Source organism: Micromonospora sp. NPDC049903, from assembly GCF_044460945.1.
Taxonomy (GTDB): Bacteria; Actinomycetota; Actinomycetes; order Mycobacteriales; family Micromonosporaceae; genus Micromonospora.
The window spans coordinates 17812-42664 of the sequence record NZ_JBITKL010000029.1 but is presented as its reverse complement, the minus strand read 5'-3'; the positions used below and the strand labels follow the sequence as shown (position 1 = coordinate 42664).

The 24853-nt window shown below is 71.1% G+C and carries 21 protein-coding genes and 1 pseudogene; 10 read left to right on the top strand and 12 right to left on the bottom strand.

Features of this window, described 5'->3' with window-relative positions; all coding sequences use genetic code 11:
- Position 1 precedes the first annotated feature (1 nt).
- The 3 genes and pseudogenes from ACIBO1_RS28295 to ACIBO1_RS28285 all read right to left on the bottom strand — a co-directional run.
- Positions 2-952: an STM4015 family protein gene (locus tag ACIBO1_RS28295; RefSeq protein ID WP_396751685.1), complete on the bottom strand. Its 951-nt coding sequence runs from the start codon at positions 950-952 to the stop codon at positions 2-4.
- A 6-nt stretch (positions 953-958) separates the two neighbouring features.
- Positions 959-1837 carry an STM4015 family protein gene (locus tag ACIBO1_RS28290; protein WP_396751722.1) on the bottom strand — a complete coding sequence of 293 codons (879 nt, stop codon included), beginning with the start codon at positions 1835-1837 and terminating at the stop codon, positions 959-961.
- 499 nt (positions 1838-2336) lie between these two features.
- Positions 2337-3725, bottom strand: a pseudogene (locus tag ACIBO1_RS28285) (LVIVD repeat-containing protein); the annotation flags it as partial.
- Positions 3726-3960: 235 nt separating this feature from the next.
- Between ACIBO1_RS28285 and ACIBO1_RS28280 the strand changes: the two are divergent.
- Together ACIBO1_RS28280 and ACIBO1_RS28275 are read left to right on the top strand one after the other, a co-directional pair.
- Complete coding sequence (locus tag ACIBO1_RS28280; RefSeq protein ID WP_396751682.1) at positions 3961-4683, top strand: DUF305 domain-containing protein; 723 nt, start codon at positions 3961-3963, stop codon at positions 4681-4683.
- 87 nt (positions 4684-4770) lie between these two features.
- Positions 4771-5307 (top strand): DinB family protein, encoded by a 537-nt coding sequence (locus tag ACIBO1_RS28275; protein WP_396751680.1) that lies wholly within the window; start codon positions 4771-4773, stop codon positions 5305-5307.
- Between the two features lie 38 nt (positions 5308-5345).
- On the opposite strand, the gene ACIBO1_RS28270 is transcribed toward ACIBO1_RS28275, so the two are convergent.
- The 3 genes from ACIBO1_RS28270 to ACIBO1_RS28260 all read right to left on the bottom strand — a co-directional run bounded on the left by ACIBO1_RS28270 (position 5346) and on the right by ACIBO1_RS28260 (position 7979).
- A complete protein-coding gene (locus tag ACIBO1_RS28270) occupies positions 5346-6020 on the bottom strand; it encodes a DUF2306 domain-containing protein (protein ID WP_396751678.1) in 675 nt (224 codons plus the stop codon).
- A gap of 115 nt (positions 6021-6135) precedes the next feature.
- Positions 6136-6738 carry a response regulator gene (locus ACIBO1_RS28265; RefSeq protein WP_396751720.1) on the bottom strand — a complete coding sequence of 201 codons (603 nt, stop codon included), beginning with the start codon at positions 6736-6738 and terminating at the stop codon, positions 6136-6138.
- Between the two features lie 104 nt (positions 6739-6842).
- Positions 6843-7979 (bottom strand): sensor histidine kinase, encoded by a 1137-nt coding sequence (locus ACIBO1_RS28260; RefSeq protein ID WP_396751676.1) that lies wholly within the window; start codon positions 7977-7979, stop codon positions 6843-6845.
- 198 nt (positions 7980-8177) lie between these two features.
- On the opposite strand from ACIBO1_RS28260, the gene ACIBO1_RS28255 reads away from it, so the two are divergent.
- From ACIBO1_RS28255 to ACIBO1_RS28245, 3 genes are all read left to right on the top strand, one after another.
- The gene (locus tag ACIBO1_RS28255; RefSeq protein ID WP_396751674.1) at positions 8178-9275 is read left to right on the top strand and encodes a calcium:proton antiporter; all 1098 of its coding nucleotides are present in this window, start codon (positions 8178-8180) and stop codon (positions 9273-9275) included.
- Between the two features lie 253 nt (positions 9276-9528).
- Positions 9529-10266 (top strand): neutral zinc metallopeptidase, encoded by a 738-nt coding sequence (locus ACIBO1_RS28250; RefSeq protein ID WP_396751672.1) that lies wholly within the window; start codon positions 9529-9531, stop codon positions 10264-10266.
- A gap of 110 nt (positions 10267-10376) precedes the next feature.
- Positions 10377-11024, top strand: coding sequence for an HAD family hydrolase (locus tag ACIBO1_RS28245; protein ID WP_396751718.1), 648 nt, complete (start codon positions 10377-10379; stop codon positions 11022-11024).
- Positions 11025-11153: 129 nt separating this feature from the next.
- On the opposite strand, the gene ACIBO1_RS28240 is transcribed toward ACIBO1_RS28245, so the two are convergent.
- The 5 genes from ACIBO1_RS28240 to ACIBO1_RS28220 form a co-directional block, all read right to left on the bottom strand.
- Entirely contained in the window at positions 11154-13709 is a 2556-nt protein-coding gene (locus ACIBO1_RS28240; protein ID WP_396751670.1) for an ABC transporter permease, read from the bottom strand.
- Entirely contained in the window at positions 13709-14476 is a 768-nt protein-coding gene (locus tag ACIBO1_RS28235; RefSeq protein WP_396693700.1) for an ABC transporter ATP-binding protein, read from the bottom strand. The genes ACIBO1_RS28240 and ACIBO1_RS28235 overlap by 1 nt, the downstream gene beginning before the upstream one ends.
- A gap of 281 nt (positions 14477-14757) precedes the next feature.
- Complete coding sequence (locus ACIBO1_RS28230) at positions 14758-15444, bottom strand: response regulator (protein WP_396751668.1); 687 nt, start codon at positions 15442-15444, stop codon at positions 14758-14760.
- 20 nt (positions 15445-15464) lie between these two features.
- Positions 15465-16664 carry a sensor histidine kinase gene (locus tag ACIBO1_RS28225; RefSeq protein WP_396751666.1) on the bottom strand — a complete coding sequence of 400 codons (1200 nt, stop codon included), beginning with the start codon at positions 16662-16664 and terminating at the stop codon, positions 15465-15467.
- Between the two features lie 79 nt (positions 16665-16743).
- Positions 16744-17658 carry a RecB family exonuclease gene (locus ACIBO1_RS28220; protein WP_396751664.1) on the bottom strand — a complete coding sequence of 305 codons (915 nt, stop codon included), beginning with the start codon at positions 17656-17658 and terminating at the stop codon, positions 16744-16746.
- A gap of 124 nt (positions 17659-17782) precedes the next feature.
- Here ACIBO1_RS28220 and ACIBO1_RS28215 point away from each other — a divergent pair, with 124 nt between their 5' ends.
- The 3 genes from ACIBO1_RS28215 (at position 17783) to ACIBO1_RS28205 (ending at position 20666) form a co-directional block, all read left to right on the top strand.
- Positions 17783-18985 (top strand): site-2 protease family protein, encoded by a 1203-nt coding sequence (locus ACIBO1_RS28215; RefSeq protein ID WP_396751716.1) that lies wholly within the window; start codon positions 17783-17785, stop codon positions 18983-18985.
- A gap of 41 nt (positions 18986-19026) precedes the next feature.
- Complete coding sequence (locus ACIBO1_RS28210) at positions 19027-19995, top strand: tRNA (adenine-N1)-methyltransferase (protein ID WP_396751714.1); 969 nt, start codon at positions 19027-19029, stop codon at positions 19993-19995.
- 98 nt (positions 19996-20093) lie between these two features.
- Positions 20094-20666, top strand: a complete 573-nt coding sequence (locus ACIBO1_RS28205) for a hypothetical protein (protein WP_117227855.1) — start codon at positions 20094-20096, stop codon at positions 20664-20666.
- 41 nt (positions 20667-20707) lie between these two features.
- Here the strand turns inward: ACIBO1_RS28205 and ACIBO1_RS28200 are convergent, their stop codons facing one another.
- Entirely contained in the window at positions 20708-21001 is a 294-nt protein-coding gene (locus tag ACIBO1_RS28200; protein ID WP_350694950.1) for a ferredoxin, read from the bottom strand.
- 178 nt (positions 21002-21179) lie between these two features.
- Between ACIBO1_RS28200 and arc the strand changes: the two genes are divergently transcribed.
- Positions 21180-22961 (top strand): proteasome ATPase, encoded by a 1782-nt coding sequence (gene arc, locus ACIBO1_RS28195; RefSeq protein ID WP_396751662.1) that lies wholly within the window; start codon positions 21180-21182, stop codon positions 22959-22961.
- Between the two features lie 358 nt (positions 22962-23319).
- Positions 23320-24837 carry a depupylase/deamidase Dop gene (dop, locus tag ACIBO1_RS28190; protein ID WP_350694812.1) on the top strand — a complete coding sequence of 506 codons (1518 nt, stop codon included), beginning with the start codon at positions 23320-23322 and terminating at the stop codon, positions 24835-24837.
- Positions 24838-24853 lie beyond the last annotated feature (16 nt).

Genomic DNA, 24853 nt, shown 5'->3' with positions numbered 1-24853 from the left:
GTCACTCCGAGACCGCGGTGTAGCGGTAGCTCTCGCCGTCGTCCTCGTCGTCCGCCTCCTGCGGGTCGGAGAGGTTCACCCGGACGTCCGGCAGGGCGGCGACCACCGACGCGGCGACCTCCTTTGACAGATAGTGGTGGTGCAGGTCCAGCACCGTCAGGTGGGTCAGCGGCTGACCGGCGAGCAGCGCCTCCGCCCCCTCGTCGCCGAGAGTGCCGTTGGACAGGTCCAGCACCTCCAGGCGGCGCACCACGGGCGCGGTCGCCAGGGCCGCCGCGATGTCGTCGGTGATCATCGAGTTGCACAGGCCCAGGCGGCGCAGCGCCGGGAAACGCTCGTCGGCCAGCAGCGGGGCGAGGTCCGCCAGCTCGGTGGTGCCGCCGTAGTCGTCGGTGCCGAGCCAGAGTTCGAGGTCGGCCAGCTCGGGCAGGTCGGAGTCGAGCACCGCGCCGACGAACTCGCGGGACAGCCCGCCGCTCTGCACCACCAGTTCGCGGAGGTTGTCGTGCTGGACGGGGGAGAAGTCGAACTCCTCACCCCCGCGCACCCACAGCACCTCCAGGTCCGGGTACGCCGTCAGCAGCGGAGTGACGTCGCCGACCTTCATCCAGGAGACCTCGCACTCCTCGAAGATCATGTCACCGAGGAACAGGGCCCGCAGTGCGGGCAGTCGATCGGCCGCCGCGCAGATCTGTGCGATCGGCGCGGGGTTGAAGGCCGCGTACCCCCAGGCGCCGATGACCAGCGACTCCACGCTGTCGCCGACCTGCGCGACGAACCGCTCGAAGGTGGCGGCGAACTCCTTGGAGAGTGCGCCTTCCTCGTTGTCGTCGAACTCCGGATGGGTGACGCGCCACGAGACCGGGCCGGTCACGGTCGGCAGCGGCCCCTCCAGCGGAAAGTCGACCACCGGACGGTCGGCGAACTCGGCCAGGTGCGAAGAGAACGTCATGTCTGCTCACTCCCCGACTGCGGTGAAGCGGTAGGTGCGGCCGCTGTAGACGTCCGGGGTACGTCCCTCGGACACGTCCACGCGTACGCCGGGCAGGGCCGCGACGACCCGCTGTTGCGCCGGCTCGGACAGGTAGTGGTGGTGCAGGTCGAGCTCGGTCAGGTGGGTCAGCGGTTGCCCGGCCAGGAGCGCCTCCAGACCCTCGTCGGTGAGGTTGCCCATCGACAGGTCGAGCACCGAGAGGCGGGGCACCACCGGTGCGGTGGCGACCGCTCCGGCGACCACGTCGGCGATCTCGGCGTTGCGCAGTCCCAGCCGTCGCAGCTCCGGCATCCCGGCACCGGCGAGCAGCGGGGCGAGGTCGTCGAGGGTGGCGTCGCCGCCGTAGTCCGATCGGCCCAGCCACATGTCCAGCTGCTGCAGGGCCGGCAGGTCGCACTCGCCGACCGCCCGCACCACCGCGCCGGGCAGGCCACCGGACTCGAACCGCAGCTCCCGCAGGCCGGTGTGCGTGACGGCGTCCAACCGCAGGCCCTCGCCGCCGCGCACCCACAGCGTCTCCAACTGCGGGTAGGCCGCCAGCAGCCCGGTGATGTCGTCGTGGGTCAGCCAGGAGAGCTCGCACTGCTCGGAGACCAGGTCGGCGAGGAAGAGCGCCCGGAGCCCGGTCCACTGCGACGCCGCTTTCACCAGGAGGTCGACCGGCAGCGGCCGTTCGTACGCCATCCCCCACTCGCCGACCACGACGGCGCGGACCGACTCGGCCGGGACCTCGTCGAGCATCGCTTCGACCAGGGCGACGAACTCCTCGGGCTCGGGCTCGTCGTCGATGTCGCCCACCTCGAGCCGCCAGGCCACCGCCGAGGGATCCGCCGGCACCTCCATCCCTGAGGTGAAGGGGAGCACCGGTAGACCGGCTAACGACGACACGTGCGTTCTGAACACTCTCAACCTCCGACCTGACCGCGATAGCGGCGAGACCGTAACAGGCCGCTCCGACAGGCACGTTCCAGGAGGCCACCCGTGGTCACCGGGGTGGGACGGGCTCCGGCCCGGCGGAGACCGCCGGGCCGGAGGTGGTGCGGTGCACGGGGTGTGCGGATCAGCTCGTCCGCACCGACCCGTTGACCTTGGTGTCACGGATGGTCGCGCCGACGGCGTTCACCGAACCGTTGACCCGGCTCTCCACGATCGAGACCACCGAGGCGTTGTGCGCGTGGATCGCGCCGTTCAGGTTCGAGTTGAACACGATCAGACCGGCACCCGGGTTGACCTTGATGGCGCCGTTCTGGGTGACCCCGTCCATGCAGGTGATGCCGGAGGAGATCGTCATGCTGCCGTTGTGCCGGCCGCGCAGGACGGTGGTGCACTCCGGGTAGCTGGGCTGGGTCTGCACGTTCAGCTCGTCGAAGGCGACGACCGCGCGGGCGTTGTTCGTCAGCGGGTCGTCCAACTTGAGGACGTCAAGTCCCTTCTGGATGTCGTTGGAGTAGATGTAGCCGTTGTGGTAGTACGTCGACCAGGCGCCGCCGAGGATCCGACGGGTGTCCGACAGCGGGCCCCGCTCCCAGAAGGCGATCTCGACCGGGTTGGCCGAGTCGGTGAAGTCGATGACCGAGATGCCACCCTGGTACCACGCCTGGACCATGATGTCGCGGCCCATCGCCGGGATCAGCGAGCCGTTGTGCGCCACGCAGTTCTCGAGGGCGGAGTTCTCCCGCGGGATCTTGAAGTAGCTCTTGAAGACCAGTCGACGGTCGGCACCGGAGCCGACGATGTCGTACAGCGCGTTCGCGCCCTGGTTGGCCCGGTAGGCCGGGGTGCAGATGGCGCCGCTGCCGCCGCCGAGCTCGTCGGTGAAGACGACCTTGGTGCCGGCGTTGTTGAACGTGGCCGAGTGCCAGAACGCGAAGTTGGTGTCGCGCACCTGGCTCAGGACCACCGGGTTCACCGGGTCGGAGATGTCCATCAGGACGCCGTCACCCATGCAGGCGCCGGCGGCCAGGTCCAGGTCCGGGTAGGCGGTGATGTCGTGGCAGCCGCTGGTGTTGGTGTTGCCGCCGTCCGGGAAGAGGACCGGGGTGGCGACCACGGAGGCGCTGGTCGGGTTGTCCAGCGGAACGTCGATGATGGAGATCTTGTCGTGCGGCGGCTTGCAGTAGAACGCGTTGTTCGACGGGCTGTACGACTGGACGTACACGTAGACGCTCTTGTCGTCCTTGCTCGGCACCAGCGTCAGGGTGTGCGAACCGCAGTCGGTACGGACCGACTTGATGTAGCGCGGGTTCGCCTTGTCGCTGATGTCGAAGATCCGGACGCCCTCCCAGGAGCTCTGCTGGGCCACCGAGCCGGCGCTGCTGCTGCACGAGTCGTCGCTGCGGGGCGAGTCGACCGCGAGGAACAGCAGGTCCCCGTAGACCGACGGGTCGCCCTGCGCTCCGACGCAGACGACCTGGCTGACCACCTGGGGTGAGGCCGGGTTGCTGACGTCGAAGATGCTGAACCCGTTGTAGTTGCCGGCGATGACGTGGTTGTCCTGGAACGCCAGGTCCGAGTTGTACGCGGCCTCGCTGGCGAACCCGCCGAACTTCGGGACGTTGGCGATCTGGGTGAGGTTGGGGCTGCTGACGATCTCGTCGACGGCCGGGATGGTGTTCGCGGTCTCGGCGGCGCTGCTCGATGGCGCCACCGCGACACCCGCGACGAGAAGGGCACCTGTGGCGGCCAGGCTGATTCCCAGCCTTCGGCTCCCTCGTGGGGTCGGTCTGAACATGTAGGAACACCCTTCGTCAGGGATGAGCAGGGTTAGCGGAGGTTAACCCTGCGGTGGGTGCTCGATCGTCGGCCATGTGGTCACGGTTTAGCAACACGACCGCCGATGTCCCGGCGCAAACTGCCGCAGGTGGGGCTAAACGATCGTTCTGCCGTTCGCAACCCTCCCGTCGCAGCTCAGGCCCGCGCTACCATCCCGGCCAACTGTGAACGGCGGGAGTCGAGTTGTGCTAGGTGTGCGGATCCGTGGGCTGCTGCGGCAGTCCCGGAAGCTTGTGCTGATCGAGTTGGCCGTGCTCGCGATGCTGGCCGTCGGGATCGCGGTGGCCGTGTCGTGGCCGGATAGCGGGCCCCCCGCGCCGACGGCGCAGACGAACGAGCCACCGCCGCTCGACCTGCCCGGCATCCCGGACGCCACCGCACCGGTGCTGATGCCGGGCGGCCCCGGCGAGCCGGCGAAGACCCTGTCGGCCAACGAGATGTCGCCGATGGCCCGGCCTCCGCACAACAACGCCGACACCCGCTTCGTCACCATGATGATCCCGCACCACGAGCAGGCCCTGGTGATGGCCAAACTGGTCAGTGACCGGGCCGAGAACTCGAACCTGAAGATCATCGCGGACCGGATCCTGGCTGCCCAGGACCCAGAGATCAAGACCCTGGAGACCTGGTTGACCGACCGGGGGCTGGACCGCAACTCCGGCGACGGGCACCGGCACGAGATGGCCGGCATGCAGACGGCGCAGGCGCTGAACCGGCTGACCGCCGCCCGGGGCGCCGAGTTCGACCGGATGTTCGTCACGATGATGACCGAGCACCACCAGGGCGCCATCGCGATGGCGAACGAGGTCCTGACGCTGGGCACCGACATCATCATCAACGAGTTCGCCAGCAGCGTCGTCGTCGAGCAGGGCGTCGAGATCAACCGGATGCGCGAGGTGCTGACCGGCCGCCGATAGCCCTGGCGCGGTCCCGCCCGTCCGACATCCCGGAAGTTGTCGGTGGTCACCGATAGCGTCGGGCGGACGCCGACGAAGGGACCAGCCATGACGGGGAGCAGCCCACACTCCGAGAGCAGCCTGTCGCCCGAGCGCACGGACCTGCTGCAGGCCTTGCGTCAGCAACGCTTCTTCCTGCGCAACACTGCGCGGGAGCTGACCGACGCGCAGGCGGCGACGTGCAGCACGGTCAGCGCATTGTGTATCGGTGGTCTGATCAAGCACGTCGCGGACGTCGAACGAGGCTGGGCCGACTTCATCGTCGACGGCCCGGCCGAGGCGCCGGACCACCACGACCCCGCCGTCCACGAGCGCCACGCACAGTCGTTCCGGCTGCTGCCGGGCGAGACCCTGGCCGGCGTGCTCGCCGCGTACGACGAGGTCGCGGCCCGCACCGACGAGCTGATCCGGAGCCTGCCCGACCTGGACGCCAGCCAGCCGTTGCCCGCCGCACCCTGGTTCGAGCCGGGCGCCCGCTGGTCGGCCCGACGTGTGCTGGTGCACGTCATCGCCGAGACGTCGCAGCACGCCGGGCACGCCGACATCATCCGGGAGGCGATCGACGGCGCGAAGTCCATGGGTTGACCCAGAGGCACGACCTCAGCGACGGCCTCGACTCGCCATCATCCCCGACCTGCCCGCACGGGAGGCGGCCGCGTCGGTTCCGCCGACCCGTGGCGGATGATCCACTCGGCCACCGCCAGGTTGATCAGCCAGCCGGCGGCGTGCAGCCACGCCCGGGTCAGCTCGCCCGGCGGTTCGGCGACCACGAGCCACGGCAGATGGGTCAGGAACTGGGTGCCGGCGCCCTGACCGATGGCGTACCCACGGATCATCCACGCGCGGTGCCGGCTGACGTCCCGCCGCAGGATCGCGCGGAGACCGAGGACGATGCAGCCGGCCATCGTGCCGCCGAAGAACAGCCGCAGACCGATGAGGAACGCACCGTCGATGGGCATGAGGGCATAGCACGCGGCCATCCACATGCCGGAGAGCGCGGCGAGGATCCCGGCCGGCACCAGCAGCCGACCCGCGACGCGGTGCCATCCCGGTCGCCGACGCCGGAAGTTGGGCATGAACTGGAAGGCGCCCAGCAGGCAGTACACGCTCGCCGTGACGATGTGCACCAGCACCGGCACCGGATCGGCGACGAAGCGGGCGTTGGCGGGCGTGACCGCCGGATCACCGGACAGCTCGACGGTCCGGACGGCCCCGGCGACCACCGGGACGAGCGCGAGCAGGATCAGGCCGGTGGGTATCGCCCACTCGTGTCTGCGGAGGAAGCGGTTCGTGGACATGCATCGATGCTGGGTTCGCGACGGCGCGAACTCGTCGGTGCATGGGCTCACGCCCCGTCGGTCCTCGGAGTGAGCCGACGCTCGTACTTACGGCGTCCGCGCCGCCGGGGGAGCGCTACCGGCCGCGTACCCGGTGCGTCTCGTACGCCCAGATGGCGATCTCCACCCGGTTCCGTGCGCCGAGCTTGGCCATCAGACTCGCCACGTGCGTTTTCACCGTGCTGAGACTGACGTGGAACTCGCCCGCGATCTCGCTGTTGGTCCGCCCCCGGGCCACCGCCGTGAGGATCTGCTCCTCCCGGTCGGTGAGCGGGTCGACGGGTTGCCGGGGCGGCGCGGCCGGTCCGGCGTCGGCGAAGGCGCGCAACAGGCGGGTGGTGACGCTGGGCGCGATGAGCGCGTCGCCGTCGGCCGCGGCGCGGACCGCCTGGGCCAGCAGCGCCGTGCCGGCGTCCTTGAGCAGGAAGCCCCGGGCACCGGCGCGCAGCGCGGCATAGACGTACTCGTCGAGGTCGAAGGTGGTGATGACGACGACGGCGAGCGGTTCGATCACCCGGGGGCCGGCGAGCCGCCGGGTCGCCTCGATACCGTCCACACCGGGCATCCGGATGTCGAACAGGCACACGTCAGGACGCAGTCGCCGGGCCAGTTCCACAGCGTGGTGACCGTCGGCGGCCGTACCGACGACCTCGATGCCCGGCTGGGCGTCGAGGATCATCGTGAGTCCGCTCCGGATGATCTCCTGGTCGTCCGCGACGACCACCCGAATCCGCCGGTCACCGTCGTCGCCGGACGGGTTCGGTCGTCCGGTGGTCGGTCGGGTCACGCGGGTGCTCCGGCCCGGGGCAGCACCGCGTCGACGATCCACCCCTGTTCGGGACCGGGTCCGGCGGCACAACTGCCGCCGAGCAGCGCCGCGCGTTCGGTCATCCCGGCGAGTCCGTACCCGGAACCGGGAAGCGGTCCGGCCGGGCTCTCGCCGTCGTCGCTGACACGTAGCCGGACCGAGGCGTCGTCCACCTCGACGCGTACCCGGATGCGGGTCGCGTGCCGCGCGTGCCGGCGGGCGTTGGTGACCGACTCCTGCACCAGCCGGTAGACCGCGCGGTCCACGGACGGGGCGAGGCCGCCGGCGTCACCGACGATCTGCACCTCCACGGCCGGGCCGTCTGGTGTCTCCGCCGCGAACCGGGTCAGGTCGGCGATGCGTGGCGCGGGCGACAGCGCGGCCGGTTCGTCGGTCCGCAGTACCCGGACGAGGCCACGCATCTCGGCCAGCGCCCGCGACGCCTCGGCCTCGATGAGCTGCAACGCCTCGATCGCTGCCTGCGGGTGAGTGGCCGCCACGGCGAGCCCGGCCTGGGCCCGGATCGCCATCGCCGACACGTGGTGCGCGACGGTGTCGTGCAGGTCGCGGGCGAGACGTTCCCGTTCGAGCAGCGTGACCTGGTCCAGCTCGCGCTGCCGGGCCCGCACCCGGTACCGCACGCTGGTACCCAGCGTGGCGGCGGCGAACAGGACGACGAAGGCGGCGACGGTGTCCGCGAGACCGGCCTGACCGGCGGCGACCCACAGTCCCAGCTTGCCCACCACGACCAGACCGCCGAGCACGACCTCCTGCCCGGAGCCCCAGCGGAACAGGGCATACACCAGCAGCAGGACGAAGGCCAGGACGTCCTGTTGGAGAGCGTCCCGGTCGGTCAGCAGCGGAACCAGCCCGCAGACGCCGAAGGCGAGCGCGACCATCGGCAGCGGCCGGGTCCGGCGCCAGAGCACCGTGGCCGTCAGCGCCACCGCCACGGCCACCGACAGCGGTCGCCAGGCCAGCTCGGGCCGGACGAGCCCCTCGACGAGCGCGACCGGCGCGAGGATCGCGAGCAGCAGCCAGTCCCGCCACACGCGACGCGGCGCGCCGGGCGGGGCGGGTTCCTCCCACACCGAGCGCAACAGAGCCGACACGAGTCCATCGTAGGAACGGGACGGCTCCGCCGGATCGGCCCAAAGTACGAGCGGCGGGCGCGGTCAATGCAAGGAAGGGCCCCCTACTAACGCCTCCGGTATAGGAAGGGTCCCTTCCTAACGTCAGGGCCGAGCGCGGTCGGGGGAGTCTTCGCCGGTTCGCCGCTCATGATCATTAATGCTGGCAGGATCCAGATCATGCCCGCGTTGCGCCGCGCCATGACCACCTGGACCGTCTCGGTGCCCATCGCCGCGCTGCTGGTGCTGGGGCTGACCTGGGACCGCAAGCTCACCGGCGTGATGGTCATCGTGGTGGCGCTCTTCCTGGCCGGCGCGGTGCTGGCGGCCGTGCACCACGCCGAGGTGGTCGCGCACAAGGTCGGCGAGCCGTACGGGTCGTTGGTGCTGGCGGTGGCCGTCACCGTCATCGAGGTGGCGCTGATCGTCACGCTGATGATCAGCGGCGGGGAGAAGACCGAGTCGCTGGCCCGGGACACCGTCTTCGCCGCCGTGATGATCACGTGCAACGGCATCCTCGGCCTGTCGCTGCTCATCGGCGCGCTGCGCCGCCGGCTGGCCGTGTTCAATCCGGAGGGAACCGGCGGCGCGCTGGCCACCGTGGCCACCCTCGCCACGCTGTGCCTGGTGGTGCCGACGTTCACCATCGGCCGCGCCGGCCCGCAGTTCAGCCCGGCCCAGCTCACCTTCGCGGCGGTGGTGTCGCTCGCGCTCTACGCGCTGTTCGTGATGGTGCAGACCGGTCGCCACCGGGACTACTTCCTGCCCGTCGGCAGCGAGGGGGAGGTGCTGCCGGAGGAGGCGCACGCCGACCCGCCGTCGACCCGAGAGGCCATGGCGAGCCTCGGGCTGCTGCTGGTCGCCCTGGTGGCCGTGGTCGGCGACGCCAAGTCGGTCTCTCCGGCGATCGAGGCGGGTGTGGCCGCGGTGAACCTGCCGCCGGCGTTCGTCGGCGTCATCATCGCGTTGCTGGTGCTGCTGCCGGAGACGCTCGCCGCCGCCCGCGCGGCCCGCCGGGACCGGGTGCAGATCAGCCTGAACCTCGCGCTCGGCTCGGCGATGGCCAGCATCGGGCTGACCATCCCGGCGATCGCCATCGCCTCGATCTGGCTGGAGGGGCCGCTGTTGCTCGGCCTGGGTGGTACCCAGGTGACGCTGCTCGCGCTGACCGTGGTCACCGGCGTGCTGACCGTGGTGCCGGGTCGGGCCACCCTCCTACAGGGCGGGGTGCACCTGGTACTCCTGGCCGCCTTCGTCTTCCTCGCCGCCAGCCCCTGAGGCCAGGTCGCCGGCCCTGCGGACGAGACGCGAGTCCCTGAGGCCAGACCGAAAGTCCCTGCGGCCCAGCCCTGCGGCCCAGCCCTGCGGCAGCCACGCCGCCAGCCCTGAGGGGCACGTCGCGCACGGCGGAAAGGATCAGGTGGACGGTGCGCCGGTGAACCGGACCGGCCGGTACGGCGTACCAGACGGTGACGGGCGTGACGGTCCTACCGTCGGGGTACTGGTCCGGCGTCGAGGCGGGAGGCACAGGGTGCGGGTAGGTGCGGGGCAGCGAAGCCGGGGGAGGCTCGCCGGTCTGGCGGTGGCGCTGGTGGCGGCCACCGCGTGCATGGTGGAGCCGGTGGGCGCACCGACCGGGCCCGCCGAGCCACCGGCACCGGCGTCGCCGAGCACCGAGGTGACCCGGGCCGACGGCACCGACACGGTCGAGGAGTTCGAGCAGGACATGGCCGACGCCACGCGCCTCGCCGAACGGTACTGGGCCGAGTACTTCCGGGCCTCCGGCCGGTCGTTCCAGCCGATCCGCCGCATCATCCCGTACGAGCGGGACGGTGAGATCTCCTGCGGCGGGCAGGAGGTGCCCCGTAACAACGCGGTCTACTGCACCGTCAGCGACTACATCGCCTACGACGTCAACTGGTCGTTCCGGGCGTTCCGGCAGATCGGCGACGCGTTCGTGTTCTATCTGCTCGGGCACGAGTACGCGCACGGCGTCCAGACCCGGCTCGGCATCCGCTACGAGTTCACCATCCAGCAGGAGTTGCAGGCCGACTGCATGGCCGGGGCCTACCTCGGGGACTCGGTCCGCGCCGGCACGCTGACCCTCGACGAGGGTGACCTGGACGAGTTCAACGAGGGCCTGCTCGCCGTCGGCGACGACCCCGGCCAGCCGTGGTTCGCCGAGGGCTCGCACGGCACCCCGGAACAGCGCTCCGAGATGTTCTTCCGGGGTTACGAGCGCTCCCTGGCCGCCTGCGATCTCGGTTGACGAACGTCACCGTGTCGGGCGTCGCGCGACAGGCGGTTCCGGCGGGCTGGAAGGATCGACCGGGTACCCGACCCGAGGAGGATCCGGTGAGCAGCGCCCGACCGGCCGCAGTGCTCTTCGACATGGACGGCACGCTGGTCGACAGCGAGCGGTTGTGGGACGTCGCCCTGCAGGAGCTCGCGGAGAGCTACGGCGGCACCCTCTCCGCCGAGGCCCGTCGCGCGATCGTCGGCACCGGGATGGCCGACTCGATGCGTATCCTGCACGACGACCTGAGGCAGCCGCACCGGGATCCGCAGGTGAGCGCCGAGTGGATCAACGCCCGAATCCTGGAGCTGTTCCGCACCGGCCTGCAGTGGCGTCCCGGCGCGCTGGCGCTGCTCGGCGCCGTCCGGGAGGCCCGGATCCCGACCGCGCTGGTCACCTCCAGTGGCCGTGCCCTGGTCGAGATCGCCCTGGACACTCTCGGCCGGGACAGCTTCGACGTGGTGGTCTGCGGTGACGAGGTCGACTCCACCAAGCCGCACCCGGAGCCGTACCTGACGGCGGCGCGGCTGCTCGGCGTACCGATCGACGAATGTGTGGCGATCGAGGACTCGGCGACCGGGGTGGCCAGCGCGGTCGCCGCCGGGGCGGCGGTCCTGGCCGTGCCGGCCGAGGTGCCGCTGAGCCCTCGCGACGGCGTACACCAACTGGAGAGCCTGCTCACCGCGGACCTGGACCTGCTCGCCGCGCTGCTGGTGCGATCGCGGGCCTGACACCCGCGTCACGGAAACGACCGGGCCGGACGCCCGCGTCACGGAAACGACCGGGCCGGACGCCCGCGTCACGGAAACGACCGGGCCCCGGCACCACAGTTCTGTGGTGCCGGGGCCCGCATGTCGTGCTCAGTCGTGGGCGATCGCGCCCAGGACGTTGATCCGGGCGGCCCGGATCGCCGGCAGGACGGCGGCGACCACACCGATGATCGCGGCCAGACCGAGGAAGAGTCCCATCTGGCCCCAGGGCAGCACCAGCTCGTTGATGCCCTCGCTGCGTAGCGCCTCGACCACCGCGGCACCGAGGCCGGTACCGACCACCACGCCGAGCAGCGCGCCGAAGACCGAGATCACCACCGCCTCTACGGTGATCATGCCCATGGTCTGCGACCGCCGCAGGCCGATGGCGCGCAGCAGGCCCAGCTCGCGGGTCCGCTCCAGCACCGACAGGGCCAGGGTGTTGATGATGCCGAGTACGGCGATCACGATGGCCAGCGCCAGCAGGATCTGGATCATCGTGAGCAACGTGTCGAGCTGACCGGCCTGCTGCTCCACGAAGGCGTTCAGGTCGACTACCGACACCTCGGGGCTGTCCGCCAGCAGCGTCTCGATGCGCGGCTGGACGTCCGCGACCGACGTGCCCGGTTCGAGCTGGATGAATCCCTGGCTCGGCTGCGGCACGGTGAAGTTGCGGGCGATCTCCGTCGGCAGCACCATCTGCACGCCGGTGAACAGGGGAGTGTCCTCGAAGATGCCGGTCACCGTGTACGTGCTCGGCTCGCCCCGGGCCAACTGCACCGACGTCGTCGAACCGACCGACAGCCCCCGTGCCTTCGCGGTCTCCTCGCTGACCAGCATCTGCCCCGCGCCGATCCGGTCGATGTCACCGGCGGCGGCGTTGAGGCTGTAGACCTGGCGCAGGGCGGCCGGCTCGGTCACCGCGCCGACGAAGGTGCGCTCGTCGTCGACCATGGCCAGGTCGCCGTAGAGACCGTCGGCGACGCGTACGCCGGGGATCGCCTTCGCCTCCTCCAGTACGGCCGGGTCGAAGGTGGGCGGACGGGGCCCGCTCTGCGCCCCGGCGATCACCAGTTCGGCCTTGATGCTGTCCCGGGCCAGGCCGCTGATGCTGCTCTTGGCCGAGTCCAGGATCACCGTGATGCCGGTGACCAGCGCGATACCGACCATCAGCGCGGCGGCCGTGATCGCGGTGCGGCGCGGGTTGCGGCCGGAGTTGAGCCGGCCCAGCTTGCCCGGCACCCAGCCGGCGAAGACCGAGCCGAGCGCCGCCACCACCGGCTTGCTGATCAGCGGCGTGAGCAGGGCCACCCCGATGAACGCGAACAGCACGCCGCCGAGGATGGTGGCCAGGGTGTTGCCGCCCGCGTGACCGTTCAGCCCGAGGAAGAGCAGGACGGCACCGATCCCGGTCACCAGCGCCCCGGCGATGGTGATCTTGGTGAGCGGGCGGTCCGGGGTGGCCACGTCCTGCATCGCCGCGATCGGCGGGATCCGGGCGGCCCGCAGCGCCGGCAACAGCGCCGCCAGCACCGTGATCACCAGGCCGACCGAGAACGCGCCGATCACCGCCGAGGCGGGCATGCTCAGCCCGGTCAACTCCAGGCCACCGGCGACGGAGCTGAACAGGTACGCCAGCAGCGCGCCGACGCCGAAGCCGGCCGCCAGGCCGAGTACCGAGGCGATCAGGCCGACGGCGATCGCCTCCAGCACCACCGAACCGATGATCTGCTTGCCGCTGGCGCCCACCGCCCGCAGCAACGCCAACTCGCGGGTCCGCTGGGCCACGATGATCGAGAACGTGTTCAGGATGAGGAACGTGCCGACCAGCAGCGCCACCGCGGCGAAGCCGAGCAGGATCCGGTTGAAGAAGGTGAGTCCCTCCTTCAGGCCGGCGGCGGCGTCGGCGGAGAGTTGCTCGCCGGTCTTGACCACGTAGTCGTCGCCGAGCGCCGTGGCCACGCTGTCGCGCAACGCGTCGTCGGTGACGCCCGACGCGGAGGTGACCGTGATGCTGTTGAACACGTCCGGCTCGCCGAGCATCAGCCGTTGGGCCGTCGGGGTGGTGAACATGACCTCGTTGACGCCACCGAGGGAGTCCCGGTCACCGCTGTAGCCGAAGACGCCGACGATGGTGAAGTCCTGCCGTGGGCTCAGGGTGAGCACGCCCACCCGGTCACCGACGGCGACCTTGCCCGCGTTCGCCAACGACTGGTTGATCACGATCTCGTCGTCGGCCTGTGGCCCGCGTCCCTCGCGCAACCGCACCAGGTCGCTCTCGCCGAGCCAGTTGCCACCGAGCTGCGGTGGACCGAACGAGGCGACGACCTTGCCGTTGCTGCCGATCATCCGCGCGCCGTCGGAGACCACCACACCGGTGGCGTCGGCCACGCCCGGCACCGCCCGGACGGTCTCCACCGTGTCGGCCGGGAAGGGCGCCTGGACCTGCTCGCCCTCCATCTCGTTGACCGCGAGCTTCGGCTTGGCCGACACACTGACGTCGACCTCCTCGTACGCCTCGGCGAAGAGTTGGTCGAAGGTGCGCCCGAGCGTGTCGGTGAGCACGAACGCACCGGAGACGAACATGACGCCGAGCACCACGGCCAGGCCGGACAGGACCAGCCGGACCTTCCGCGCCAGCAGGCTCTTCAGAGTCGCCCGGAACATCAGCCGGCCACCTCGGCGGGCGTGTCCAGCTTCTTCATCGTGTCCAGCACCGTGTCGGCCGTCGGCTCGATCAGCTCGGAGACGATCTGACCGTCGGCGAGGAACACCACCCGGTCGGCGTACGCGGCGGCGGTCGGGTCGTGGGTCACCATGACGATGGTCTGGCCGTGCTCACGCACCGAGTTGCGCAGGAAGTTGAGCACCTCCGCGCCGGCCCGCGAGTCGAGGTTGCCGGTCGGCTCGTCCGCGAAGATCACCTCGGGACGGGCCACCAGCGCCCGGGCGCACGCCACCCGCTGCTGCTGACCGCCGGAGAGCTGCGCCGGCCGGTGGTCCAGCCGGTCCCGCAGGCCGACCGTGTCGATCACCACGTCGTACCAGGCCGGATCGGGCTTGCGGCCGGCGATCGACAGCGGCAGCAGGATGTTCTCCTTGGCGGTCAGCGTCGGCAGCAGGTTGAACTGCTGGAAGATGAAGCCGATCTTGTCCCGGCGCAGCTTCGTCAGGCCCGAGTCACCGAGACCGGTGACCGTCGTGTCGCCGACGTGCACCGTCCCCCGGGTGACCGTGTCCAGCCCCGCCAGGCAGTGCATCAGCGTCGACTTGCCGGACCCGGACGGGCCCATGATGGCCGTGAACCGGCCACGCTCGAACTCGGCGCTGACCCCCCGTAGCGCGACGACCTGGGCCTCGCCGCTGCCGTACACCTTCCACACATCGCTCGCCCGGGCTGCGGCCGGGGCCGACTGGCCTGTCGTAGCGGTCACGTCTCGTACCTCTCCGTCGGTCTCGAATCGCGCCGCCCCCGCTGGTCCGGCACGAGTCCATCTTCTGTGCTGCCCGACGCGGAACCGTCCGACTCCGGGCGGAGACGAGGCGGATTTCCAGGTGCGGGTACCCCCTAAGCGCCGTCAGGGTTGCCCCCGACGCCGCGCCGCCCGGCCACCCCTCGCGGCCGGGCGAGATCATCGTGAACGGTGCCGCCGGGTGAGGGTCAACCCGTTTCCGCCACCGGCGGTCACTGTAGGTGACCAATGCAACGCGAACGTTACGCGCCGGGCCGGACCAGACCCGACTCGTACGCCAACACCACCGCCTGCACCCGGTCGCGCAGCCCGAGCTTGGTCAGCACGTGCCCGACGTGGGTCTTGACGGTGGTCTCGCTCACCGACAGCGCCCGGGCGATCTCGGCGTTGGACAGCCCCCGGGCGACCTGCACCAGCACCTCCCGCTCCCGCTCGGTCAGCGTGTTGAGGCCCTTCGGGGGCGTCGCCGCCGGGTCGGGCAGGGCCTCGGCGAAGCGGTCCAGCAGCCGCCGCAGGATGCGCGGGGCGACCACCGCGTCGCCGGCGGCCACCGTACGAATCGCGGTGACCAGGTCCTCGGCCGGCACGTCCTTGGCCAGGAAGCCGCTCGCGCCGGCCCGCAGCGAGCCCACCACGTACTCGTCGAGGTCGAAGGTGGTCAGGATCAGCACCCGGACCGGCAGCCGCGCGTCGACGATGGCCCGGGTCGCGGTGACCCCGTCCATCCGGGGCATCCGGATGTCCATCAGCACCACGTCGGGAAGCAGCCGCCGGGACAGGTCCACCGCCTCCGCGCCGTCGCCGGCCTCGGCCACGATGTCCAGGTCGGTTTCCGCGCCGAGCACCATCCGGAAGCCGGTACGCAGCAGCGGCTGGTCGTCGGCGAGCAGGATGCGGATCGGTCGGCGCGACGGCGTCGCTTCGGTCATCTCGTCCTCCACGTTCGCCGTCACCTGGACGTCCCGGCGTCCAACAGGGTCTCCACCGGGATCCTCGCGTGCACCCGGTAACCACCGCCCGGCCGAGCGCCGGTGCGCAGGACACCACCGTAGAGGGCGACCCGCTCCCGCATCCCGACCAATCCGTGCCCGACCCGGTCGGTGTCCGGCGTCGGGCCCCGACCGGTGTCGGTGACCTCGACCTCCACCGCGTCGTCGGCGAAGCTCACCCGGACCTGCGCGGTGGCCGTTCCGGCGTGCTTGAGCGCGTTCGTCAGCGCCTCCTGCACGATCCGGTACACGGTCAGCGCCTCGCCCTCCGCCAACGCGGCGGGCGCGCCCCGCACCGTCAGCGTCACCGGCAGACCCGCCTCGCGGACCTGCTCGGCCAGCGCCTCGATGCCGGCGATCCCCGGCTGCGGGAACAACTCGGCCGCCGGCTCCGCCTCGGTACGCAGCACGTCGAGGAGCCGGCGCAGCTCCCGCAGGGTGGCCCGGCTGGTCTCCTCGATGGTGCCGATCGCCTCCTCGGCGGCGTCCGGGTCACGCCGCAGCACCCGCCGTACCCCGGTGGCCAGCACGCCCATCACGCTCACGTGGTGGGCCACCACGTCGTGCAGTTCCCGGGCGATGCGCCGCCGCTCGTCGGCGACCGCCTGCTCGGCCAGGGCGCGCTGGGTGGCCTCGGCGATCCGGGCCCGTTCCCGCAGCGCCTGGGTGCTGGCCCGCCGGGCGTGCACCGTGCGGCCCACCGAGAACGACACGATGCCGATCAGGAGGTTGTTCGCCACCAGGTAGGCGGAGTTGACCTGCGGCATGGCCTCGAAGGGCGTCAGCGTGGCCACCAGCGCCACCGGCAGCCAGAGCACCACCGCCGCGACCACCGCCGGGCGCACCGGCCGGTACGCGGCCATCGTGTAGGTGAGCACCACGAAGGTGAAGCTCTGCGTCGCCGGGGAGATCTCCAGCGTGAGCGGCAGGGCCAGGGTCGCCAGTGCGGCCAGCACCGCCGGCCACGGTGCCGTCCGGCGCACCAGCACCGGCGCGGCGCACACCAGGCTCCAGCCCAGCGCGGCGAAGAGCGGCCGGGGCCAGAAGTCCCGGGGCGTCAGCAGGGTGAGCACGACCTCCGCCACCGCCAGCCCGACCACCAGCAGCCCGTCGGCGGCCAGCGGGTGCCGCCGCAGCCAGTCCCTCGGATCCGTACCCACGCTCCGACGCTATCCGCCCGTTCGGGCGAAAGATCGTCTCCTGCGGTGACCTGCTCTCCTCCCTGGGGAGGAGAGGTCCCTACTCGTCGGCGCCCGGAGTTGCCGGACGGGACCGGGCGTCGCGCAGCGGGTCCGCCGCCGCCACCTGCTCGGGAAAGGGCGGCGGGGTGCCGCCGAAGGTGGGGCACAGGGCCTGGTGGCTGCACCAGTCGCAGAGCCGGCTCGGCCGGGGACGGAAGTCCTGGTTGGCGGTGGCCTGCTCGATCGCCCGCCACAACGCCACCACGGTGCGCTCGAAGCGCACCAGCTCCTCGGCGTCGGGCGCGTAGTCGCACACCTCGGCGTCCTTGAGATAGAGCAGCCGCAGCACCTTGGGCACCACGCCCCGGGTCCGCCAGAGCACCAGCGCATAGAACTTGAGCTGGAACAGGGCGCGGGCCTCGAACGCCTCCCGCGGTGCGCCGCCGGTCTTGTAGTCGACCACCCGCAGCGCGCCGTCCGGCGCGACGTCGAGCCGGTCCAGGTAGCCCCGGATCAACAGCTCGTCGTCGACCACCGCCGAGATCAGGCTCTCCCGCTCGGCCGGCTCCAGGCGGCGCGGGTCCTCCACCGTGAAGTAGCCCTCCAGCAGCGCTGCCGCCGAGGTCAGGAACTGCGTCACGGCGGCCGGGTCGTCACCCTCGAAGATCCCGGACAACTCCGGCTGCTCGGTGACCAACCGGTCCCACTGCGGCGCCACCAGGTCACCGGCCGCCTCCGGGGTACGCCCGGCCGACGGCAGGTCGAACAGACGCTCCAGCACCGCGTGCACCAGCGTGCCCCGGGCCTGCTCCACGGTGGTCCGCTCGGGCAGGCGGTCGATGCTGCGGAAGCGGTAGAGCAGCGGGCAGGTCTTGAAGTCGGCCGCCCGCGACGGCGAGAGTGAGGCGCGCACCGCCGCCGGCAGTTGCGTCGGAGTCGGGGCCTGTCGAGTGATCACCGGATCCGCCGTCATGCCCGGAAGGTTAGGGCACGAGTGTGACAGGACCACCGGCACCGCACCGGGAGGTGATCTCCCGCCGCGTAGCATCGGGCCGGTGGAACAAGGGAGTCGACCGCGCGCCGGCCGGCGTACCGGCATGCGGGTGGGCCGGGTCTTCGGGGTGCCGCTCTATCTGAACGCCTCGATCCTGCTGCTCGCCGTGCTGATCATCGTGCTCTACGGCGAACTGGCCGGCCAGCGCCTGCAACTCTCCCCGATTGGCGGTTACCTGGTCGGCGCCGGGTTCGTCGTGTCGCTGCTCGGCTCGGTGCTCCTGCACGAACTCGGGCACGCCCTGACCGCCCGGCGGTTCGGCATCGGCGTGCGCGGGATCACCCTGGAACTGCTCGGCGGGTACACCGAGATGGACCGGGAGGCCCCGTCCCCCCGGGTGGACCTCTACGTCTCGCTGGCCGGCCCGGCGGTCTCCGCGGTGCTCGGCGTGATCGCCGTCGCCGCCATGCTGGTCCTGCCCGACCGCACCGTGGCCGACCAACTGGCGTTCCAACTGGCGGCGAGCAACATCATCGTCGCGGTCTTCAACATCCTGCCCGGCCTGCCGCTGGACGGCGGGCGGGCGCTGCGGGCGGTGATCTGGGCGGTCACCCGCAACCGGCACGCCGCCACCGAGATCGCCGGCTGGGCCGGCCGGATCCTCGCCGTGGGCACCGCGCTGCTGGTGGCGGTGCTCTACGCGATGGACGTGCTGAGCCTGCTCGCCCTGCCGCTGACGGCACTGGTCGCGCTCACCCTCTGGCACGGTGCCGGGCAGTCGATCCGGATGTCCCGGATCGGCCGCCGGCTGCCCCTCGTCGACCTGGCCCGGCTGGCCCGACCGACCTTCGGCGTACCCACCGGAACCCCGCTCGCCGAGGCACAGCGTCGCGCCGCCGAGGCGGCGGCGCCGCGGTCCGCGACGGTGGAGCCGCACGCGACCGGGGTGACCTCGGCGGACGTCGGAGCGTCGACCGCCGTCGGTCCCGACGACCGGGCGCGAGCGTCGAGCGCGGCGCTGCTGGTCACCGACTCGGCGGGCCGGCCGGTGGCGGTGGTGGACCCGGCCGCCGCAGCGGCCGTGCCGGAGGCCCGCCGCCCCTGGATCGCCGTCGACGCGGTGGCGCGTTCCATCGCCGACCTGCCCACCCTGCCGGTCGAGACCGACGGGGAACGGGTGCTGGAGGGGGTGCAGGCCCACCCGGCCGCGCAGTACCTCGTGACGGCAGGCGAAGATGTCGTCGGCATTCTGCACATCGCGGATCTGGCGCGACTGCTCGAACCTCACCGGAAGATGAACACGTGACCGTGACCCACTCCGCCGGCCCGGCCACCCCGGGCACCGAACTGCCCGCCGAGAGGGCGGAGCCGCCCGCCGTGCACCGCGGGCCGTTCCGCCCCGGTGACCGGGTGCAGTTGACCGACCCGAAGGGCCGGATGCACACCATCACCCTGGAGCCGGGCAAGGAGTTCCACACCCACCGGGGCATCCTCGCGCACGACGCGCTGATCGGCCTGCCCGACGGCAGCGTGGTCAGCACCTCCGGCGGGGGCACCGCCTTCCTGGCGCTGCGGCCGCTGCTGTCGGACTACGTGCTGTCGATGCCGCGCGGCGCGCAGGTGATCTATCCCAAGGACTCGGCGCAGATCGTCGCCATGGGCGACATCTTCCCGGGCGCGAAGGTCCTGGAGGCGGGCGCCGGCTCCGGCGCGCTGAGCTGCTCGCTGCTGCGGGCCGTGGGCGCCTCCGGCGAGTTGCACTCGTACGAGGTGCGGGACGACTTCGCCCAGATTGCCCGGCGTAACGTCGAGGCGTTCTTCAACGGGCCGCACCCCGCCTGGCACCTGCACGTGGGCGAGGTGGCCGGATGCCCGGAGACCGGCTTCGACCGGATCATCCTGGACATGCTGACCCCGTGGGAGAACCTCGACATGGTCGAGCGGGCGCTGCTGCCCGGCGGTGTGTTCATCGGCTACGTGGCCACCACCCCGCAGTTGTCCGAGCTGGTCGAGGCGCTGCGCGAGCGGGGTGGCTGGACCGAGCCGCGGGCCTGGGAGTCGTTGGTGCGGGACTGGCACGCCGAGGGGCTGGCGGTCCGGCCCGACCACCGGATGATCGCCCACACCGCCTTCCTCGTCTCCGCGCGTAAGCTCGCCCCCGGAGTCACCGCCCCGCCCCGCCGACGCAAGCCCAGCAAGGGCAGCGAGGCGTACGCACAACGGCGCCAGGCGCTGCGCGCGGCGGAGGAGGCGGCCCGACAGGCACCGACCGACGGTGCCGAACCCGACACGACGCAGGAGACGGACAGGCCGTGACGGCGGATTGGGGCGGCGCGGAGTGAACGGGCTGATCCTCGACGCGGGTCGACGCGGGCCGGTGTTTCCGGTCCGGGCCGGCGGGGTGGGGTGACGGCATGAGCCGTCCCGGTTTCGGCGGTGGCGACCTGCCGGCGGTCTTTCCGGACTGGTCCCCCTACACCGACCTCGAATCGGCGGCCCGCGCCTACCTGCGGGACCCCGACGTGGCCCTGGAGGCGCTCGGCGGCGTGCTGCGCGGCGCCTCGGTGCTCGGCTTCACGCTGGAACGCTTCGTCAACGAGGTCAACGGGGTGTGGCAGGAGGTCGTCGTCTGCGACGGCAGCCGGCTGGTGCTCTGGCACGGCGAGGACGTGCCACCGGGGGAGGGCCCGCCCGGTTCGATGACCTCGTCCCTGCGGGTGGTGCCGGTCTCCTCGGTCACCGAGGTGGGGTGCCGACGTCGGCTGTTCCGCCACGACAACGGTGAGATCCGGGTCGACAGCATCGACGTCTACCTGCTGCTGACCTCGTTGGACGAGTCACCGCCCAGCGAGGAGGCCGCCGGTGGGCCCCGGCACGACGCGCTGCGGTTCGGCAAGACGCTCGACGACGGCGGTGCCGGGCAGATCGCCCGGCTGGAGGAGTTCGCCCGGCTGGTCGCCTCGGTGGTCGGCCGGCCACTGCTGTAGCGGCCGGTCGCCCGGCCGTCACCGTGGCGTGGCCGGGCCGGTCAGTCCTCGGCGTCCGGGCCGGCCACCTCGACGCCGTCGCTGCCGCGGACGACGTGGATGCACTCGCCCGGGCACTCCTTCGCCGAGTCGATCACCTCGAGGCGCAGGTGCTCCGGCACGTCCACCCGGGCGCCCGGGGCCTGCTGGAGTTCGCCGTCGGGGCCCTTGACGTAGGCCAGGCCGTCGACGTCGAACTCGAAGACGTCCGGCGCGTACTGCACGCACAACCCGTCGCCCGTGCACAGGTCCTGATCCACCCAGACCTGCAGTTGGTCGGTCGCGACCTCGACCACCGGTGCACCCCCCATGTTCTCCCGTCCCACCCCACGACGGTACCCGAATGCCCGTACCCGCCCAGCTACCCACCCTTGGCGATCAAGCTTCGGTGACGGGCGCGTTGCGGAGGACCGAATCGGGCTCATAGCGGCTAGTGTTAGGGCAGAACGTTCGAGCCCCCCGGGGAGGTGGGACGTGGCACGCAGCGACGACGCGGACTCGCGCGCCGCACGGTGGGAGAAGGAGGCCCACGATCTCTCCACGCAGGTCGCGTTCCTGCAAGAGGAACTCGCTCTCGTGCGGCGCAAGTTGACCGAAAGCCCCCGACACGTCCGGCAGCTCGAAGAGCGGCTGGCGGCCACCCAGGCGCAGTTGGCGCGGCTGACCGAGAACAACGAACGGCTCGTGGGCACCTTGAAAGAGGCCCGCGCGCAGATCGTGACGCTCAAAGAGGAGATCGACCGTCTCGCCCAGCCCCCCAGTGGCTACGGCGTCTTCCTGGCCCGGCACGAGGACGGCACGGTCGACGTCTTCACCGGCGGGCGCAAACTGCGCGTGGCCGTCTCACCCTCGCTGGACGTGGGTGAGCTGCGACGCGGCCAGGAGGTTCTGCTCAACGACGCACTCAACATCGTCGACGCGTTCGGGTTCGAGCGGGTCGGCGAGGTGGTCATGCTCAAGGAGGTGCTGGCGGGCCCCGACGGTGTCCCGGGTGACCGGGCGTTGGTGGTCTCGCACTCCGACGAGGAGCGGATCGTGCACCTGGCCGAGACTCTGATCGGCAGTGCGATCCGGGCCGGCGACTCGCTCATGATCGAACCCCGCTCGGCGTACGCGTACGAGCGGATTCCCAAGAGCGAGGTCGAGGAACTGGTCCTGGAGGAGGTGCCGGACGTCGACTACGCCGACATCGGCGGCCTGCAGTCCCAGATCGAGCAGATCAGGGACGCGGTGGAACTCCCGTTCCTGCACGCCGACCTGTTCCGGGAGCACCAGCTCCGGCCGCCGAAGGGCATCCTGCTCTACGGTCCGCCCGGCTGCGGTAAGACGCTCATCGCCAAGGCGGTCGCCAACTCGTTGGCGAAGAAGATCGCCGAGCGGCGGGGTGAGGAGAAGCACACCAGCTTCTTCCTCAACATCAAGGGTCCCGAGCTGCTCAACAAGTACGTCGGCGAGACCGAGCGGCACATCCGACTGATCTTCCAGCGGGCGCGGGAGAAGGCCGGCGAGGGCACTCCGGTGATCGTCTTCTTCGACGAGATGGACTCGATCTTCCGGACCCGGGGCTCCGGTGTCTCCTCCGACGTGGAGAACACCATCGTCCCGCAGCTCCTCAGCGAGATCGACGGTGTCGAGGGCCTGGAGAACGTCATCGTCATCGGTGCCTCCAACCGGGAGGACATGATCGACCCGGCGATCCTGCGGCCGGGTCGGCTCGACGTGAAGATCAAGATCGAGCGTCCGGACGCCGAGGCGGCCAAGGACATCTTCTCCAAGTACATCCTCTCCGGCCTGCCGCTCTCCGCGGACGACCTGGCCGAACACGGTCAGGACGCCCAGGCCACCGTCGCGGCGATGATCGACGCGGTGGTGCTGCGGATGTACTCGGAGACCGAGGAGAACCGCTTCCTTGAGGTCACCTACGCCAACGGCGACAAGGAGGTCCTGTACTTCAAGGACTTCAACTCGGGCGCGATGATCCAGAACATCGTGGACCGTGGCAAGAAGATGGCCATCAAGGAGTTCCTCACCTCCGGTCGCAAGGGACTCCGCCTGCAGCACCTGCTCGACGCGTGCGTCGACGAGTTCCGCGAGAACGAGGACCTGCCCAACACCACCAACCCCGACGACTGGGCCCGCATCTCCGGTAAGAAGGGCGAGCGGATCGTCTACATCCGCACGCTCGTCTCCGGCGGCAAGGGCGCCGAAGCCGGTCGCTCCATCGAGACCGCGAGCAACACCGGCCAGTACCTCTGACCGGTCGCGCCACCGGGGCCCGTGACGCTTTTGTCACGGGCCCTGTCGCTCAGGCCCTGTCGCTCACCTCATCGTCGTCGAACCGGGTCGGACCTGGCAGATGCTGCACGCGACGCCCCGGCCGGATCCGTCTGGTGGCCACCGACTCCGGCGCGCGCTCGCGGGCCGGGAGACCGCTGCGTTCGCTGCCCGAGACACGCGAGCGGGCCACCATCGAGCGCATGATCGTCGAGCGCTCCGAGGGCGCAGCGGCGCGACCCGCGGCGTTCCGACCCCACCGGCACGCCCCCGCGTGCGCGAGCGGCGACTACGCTCGACGTGACGGGGGACCGGTCGGGCAAGCGAAGCGGGTAGGTCGATGAGCGTAAGACGGATCATGGGCACCGAGGTCGAGTACGGCATTTCCGTGCCCGGTCAGGCCGGTGCCAACCCGATGGTCACCTCCTCCCAGGTGGTGAACGCCTACGGCGCCCGCCCGGAACTGAACCGGGGCGGTCGGGCCCGGTGGGACTACGAGGAGGAGTCACCGCTGCGGGACGCCCGTGGCTTCACCTACTCCGGGGCCGCGTACGACCCAGCCGAGGCGCTCGCCGACGACGACCTCGGGCTGGCCAACGTGATCCTCACCAACGGGGCCCGGCTCTACGTCGACCACGCGCACCCGGAGTACTCCACTCCGGAGGTGACCAACCCTCGGGACCTGGTGCGCTGGGACAAGGCGGGGGAGCGGGTGATGGCCGAGGCGGCGCGCCGGGCGGCCACCATCCCGGGCAGCGCGCCGATCCACCTCTACAAGAACAACACCGACAACAAGGGCGCCAGCTATGGTGCGCACGAGAACTACCTCATGCGCCGGCAGACCGCTTTCGCCGACATCGTGGCGTACCTGACCCCGTTCTTCGTGACCCGGCAGATCGTCTGCGGCGCCGGTCGCGTCGGCATCGGGCAGGACGGCGGCCAGAGCGGCTTCCAGATCTCGCAGCGGGCCGACTTCTTCGAGGTCGAGGTAGGGCTGGAGACGACGCTCAAGCGGCCGATCATCAACACCCGGGACGAGCCGCACGCCGACGCCGACAAGTACCGCCGCCTGCACGTCATCATCGGCGACGCCAACCTGTCGGAGATCTCCACCTATCTCAAGGTGGGCACCAGCGCACTGATCCTCACGATGATCGAGGAGAAGGCGCTCGGCCCCGACCTCGGCATCGCCGACCCGGTCGGTGAACTCCGCGCGGTCAGTCACGATCCGTCGCTGACCCACCGGATGCGGCTGCGCGACGGCCGCCGGTTGACCGCGTTGGACGTCCAGTGGGCGTACCTGGAGCGGGTGCGGGCCTTCGTGGAGGACCGGTACGGCAGCGACGTCGACGAGCAGACCACCGACGTGCTGGACCGGTGGGAGAACGTGCTGGACCGGCTCGGCCGCGACGTCATGCTCTGCGCCGACGAGCTGGACTGGGTGGCCAAGCTGCGGCTGTTGGAGGGCTACCGGGAGCGGGAGAAGCTCGGGTGGGGCTCGCACAAGCTCCAACTGGTCGACCTGCAGTACTCCGACGTCCGTCCGGAGAAGGGGCTCTACCACCGCCTGGTCTCCCGGGGGGCGATGAAGACGCTGCTGCCCGAGGCCGAGACGCAGGCCGCGATGACCGAGCCGCCGGAGGACACCCGCGCCTACTTCCGGGGCCGCTGCCTGGCGCAGTACGCCTCCGAGGTGGTCGCCGCCAGCTGGGACTCGGTGATCTTCGACGTCGGGCGGGAGTCGCTGGTCCGGGTGCCGATGATGGAGCCGGAGCGGGGCACCCGGCGGCACGTGGGTGCGCTGTTCGACAAGTGTGCCAGTGCCAAGGACCTGCTGGAGACGCTGACCGGCGGCTGAGCCGTACCGGCCGTGC

What these genes read in the sequence shown, in the direction of transcription:
- ACIBO1_RS28295 (WP_396751685.1), bottom strand. Translation starts at nt 952, where the DNA reads ATGACGTTCTCTTCGCACCTGGCCGAGTTCGCCGACCGTCCGGTGGTC.
- ACIBO1_RS28290 (WP_396751722.1), bottom strand. Translation starts at nt 1,837, where the DNA reads ATGGAGGTGCCGGCGGATCCCTCGGCGGTGGCCTGGCGGCTCGAGGTG.
- ACIBO1_RS28275 (WP_396751680.1), top strand. Translation starts at nt 4,771, where the DNA reads ATGACGGGGAGCAGCCCACACTCCGAGAGCAGCCTGTCGCCCGAGCGC.
- ACIBO1_RS28270 (WP_396751678.1), bottom strand. Translation starts at nt 6,020, where the DNA reads ATGTCCACGAACCGCTTCCTCCGCAGACACGAGTGGGCGATACCCACC.
- ACIBO1_RS28265 (WP_396751720.1), bottom strand. Translation starts at nt 6,738, where the DNA reads ATGATCCTCGACGCCCAGCCGGGCATCGAGGTCGTCGGTACGGCCGCC.
- ACIBO1_RS28255 (WP_396751674.1), top strand. Translation starts at nt 8,178, where the DNA reads ATGCCCGCGTTGCGCCGCGCCATGACCACCTGGACCGTCTCGGTGCCC.
- ACIBO1_RS28240 (WP_396751670.1), bottom strand. Translation starts at nt 13,709, where the DNA reads ATGTTCCGGGCGACTCTGAAGAGCCTGCTGGCGCGGAAGGTCCGGCTG.
- ACIBO1_RS28230 (WP_396751668.1), bottom strand. Translation starts at nt 15,444, where the DNA reads ATGACCGAAGCGACGCCGTCGCGCCGACCGATCCGCATCCTGCTCGCC.
- ACIBO1_RS28220 (WP_396751664.1), bottom strand. Translation starts at nt 17,658, where the DNA reads ATGACGGCGGATCCGGTGATCACTCGACAGGCCCCGACTCCGACGCAA.
- ACIBO1_RS28215 (WP_396751716.1), top strand. Translation starts at nt 17,783, where the DNA reads ATGCGGGTGGGCCGGGTCTTCGGGGTGCCGCTCTATCTGAACGCCTCG.
- ACIBO1_RS28205 (WP_117227855.1), top strand. Translation starts at nt 20,094, where the DNA reads ATGAGCCGTCCCGGTTTCGGCGGTGGCGACCTGCCGGCGGTCTTTCCG.
- dop (WP_350694812.1), top strand. Translation starts at nt 23,320, where the DNA reads ATGAGCGTAAGACGGATCATGGGCACCGAGGTCGAGTACGGCATTTCC.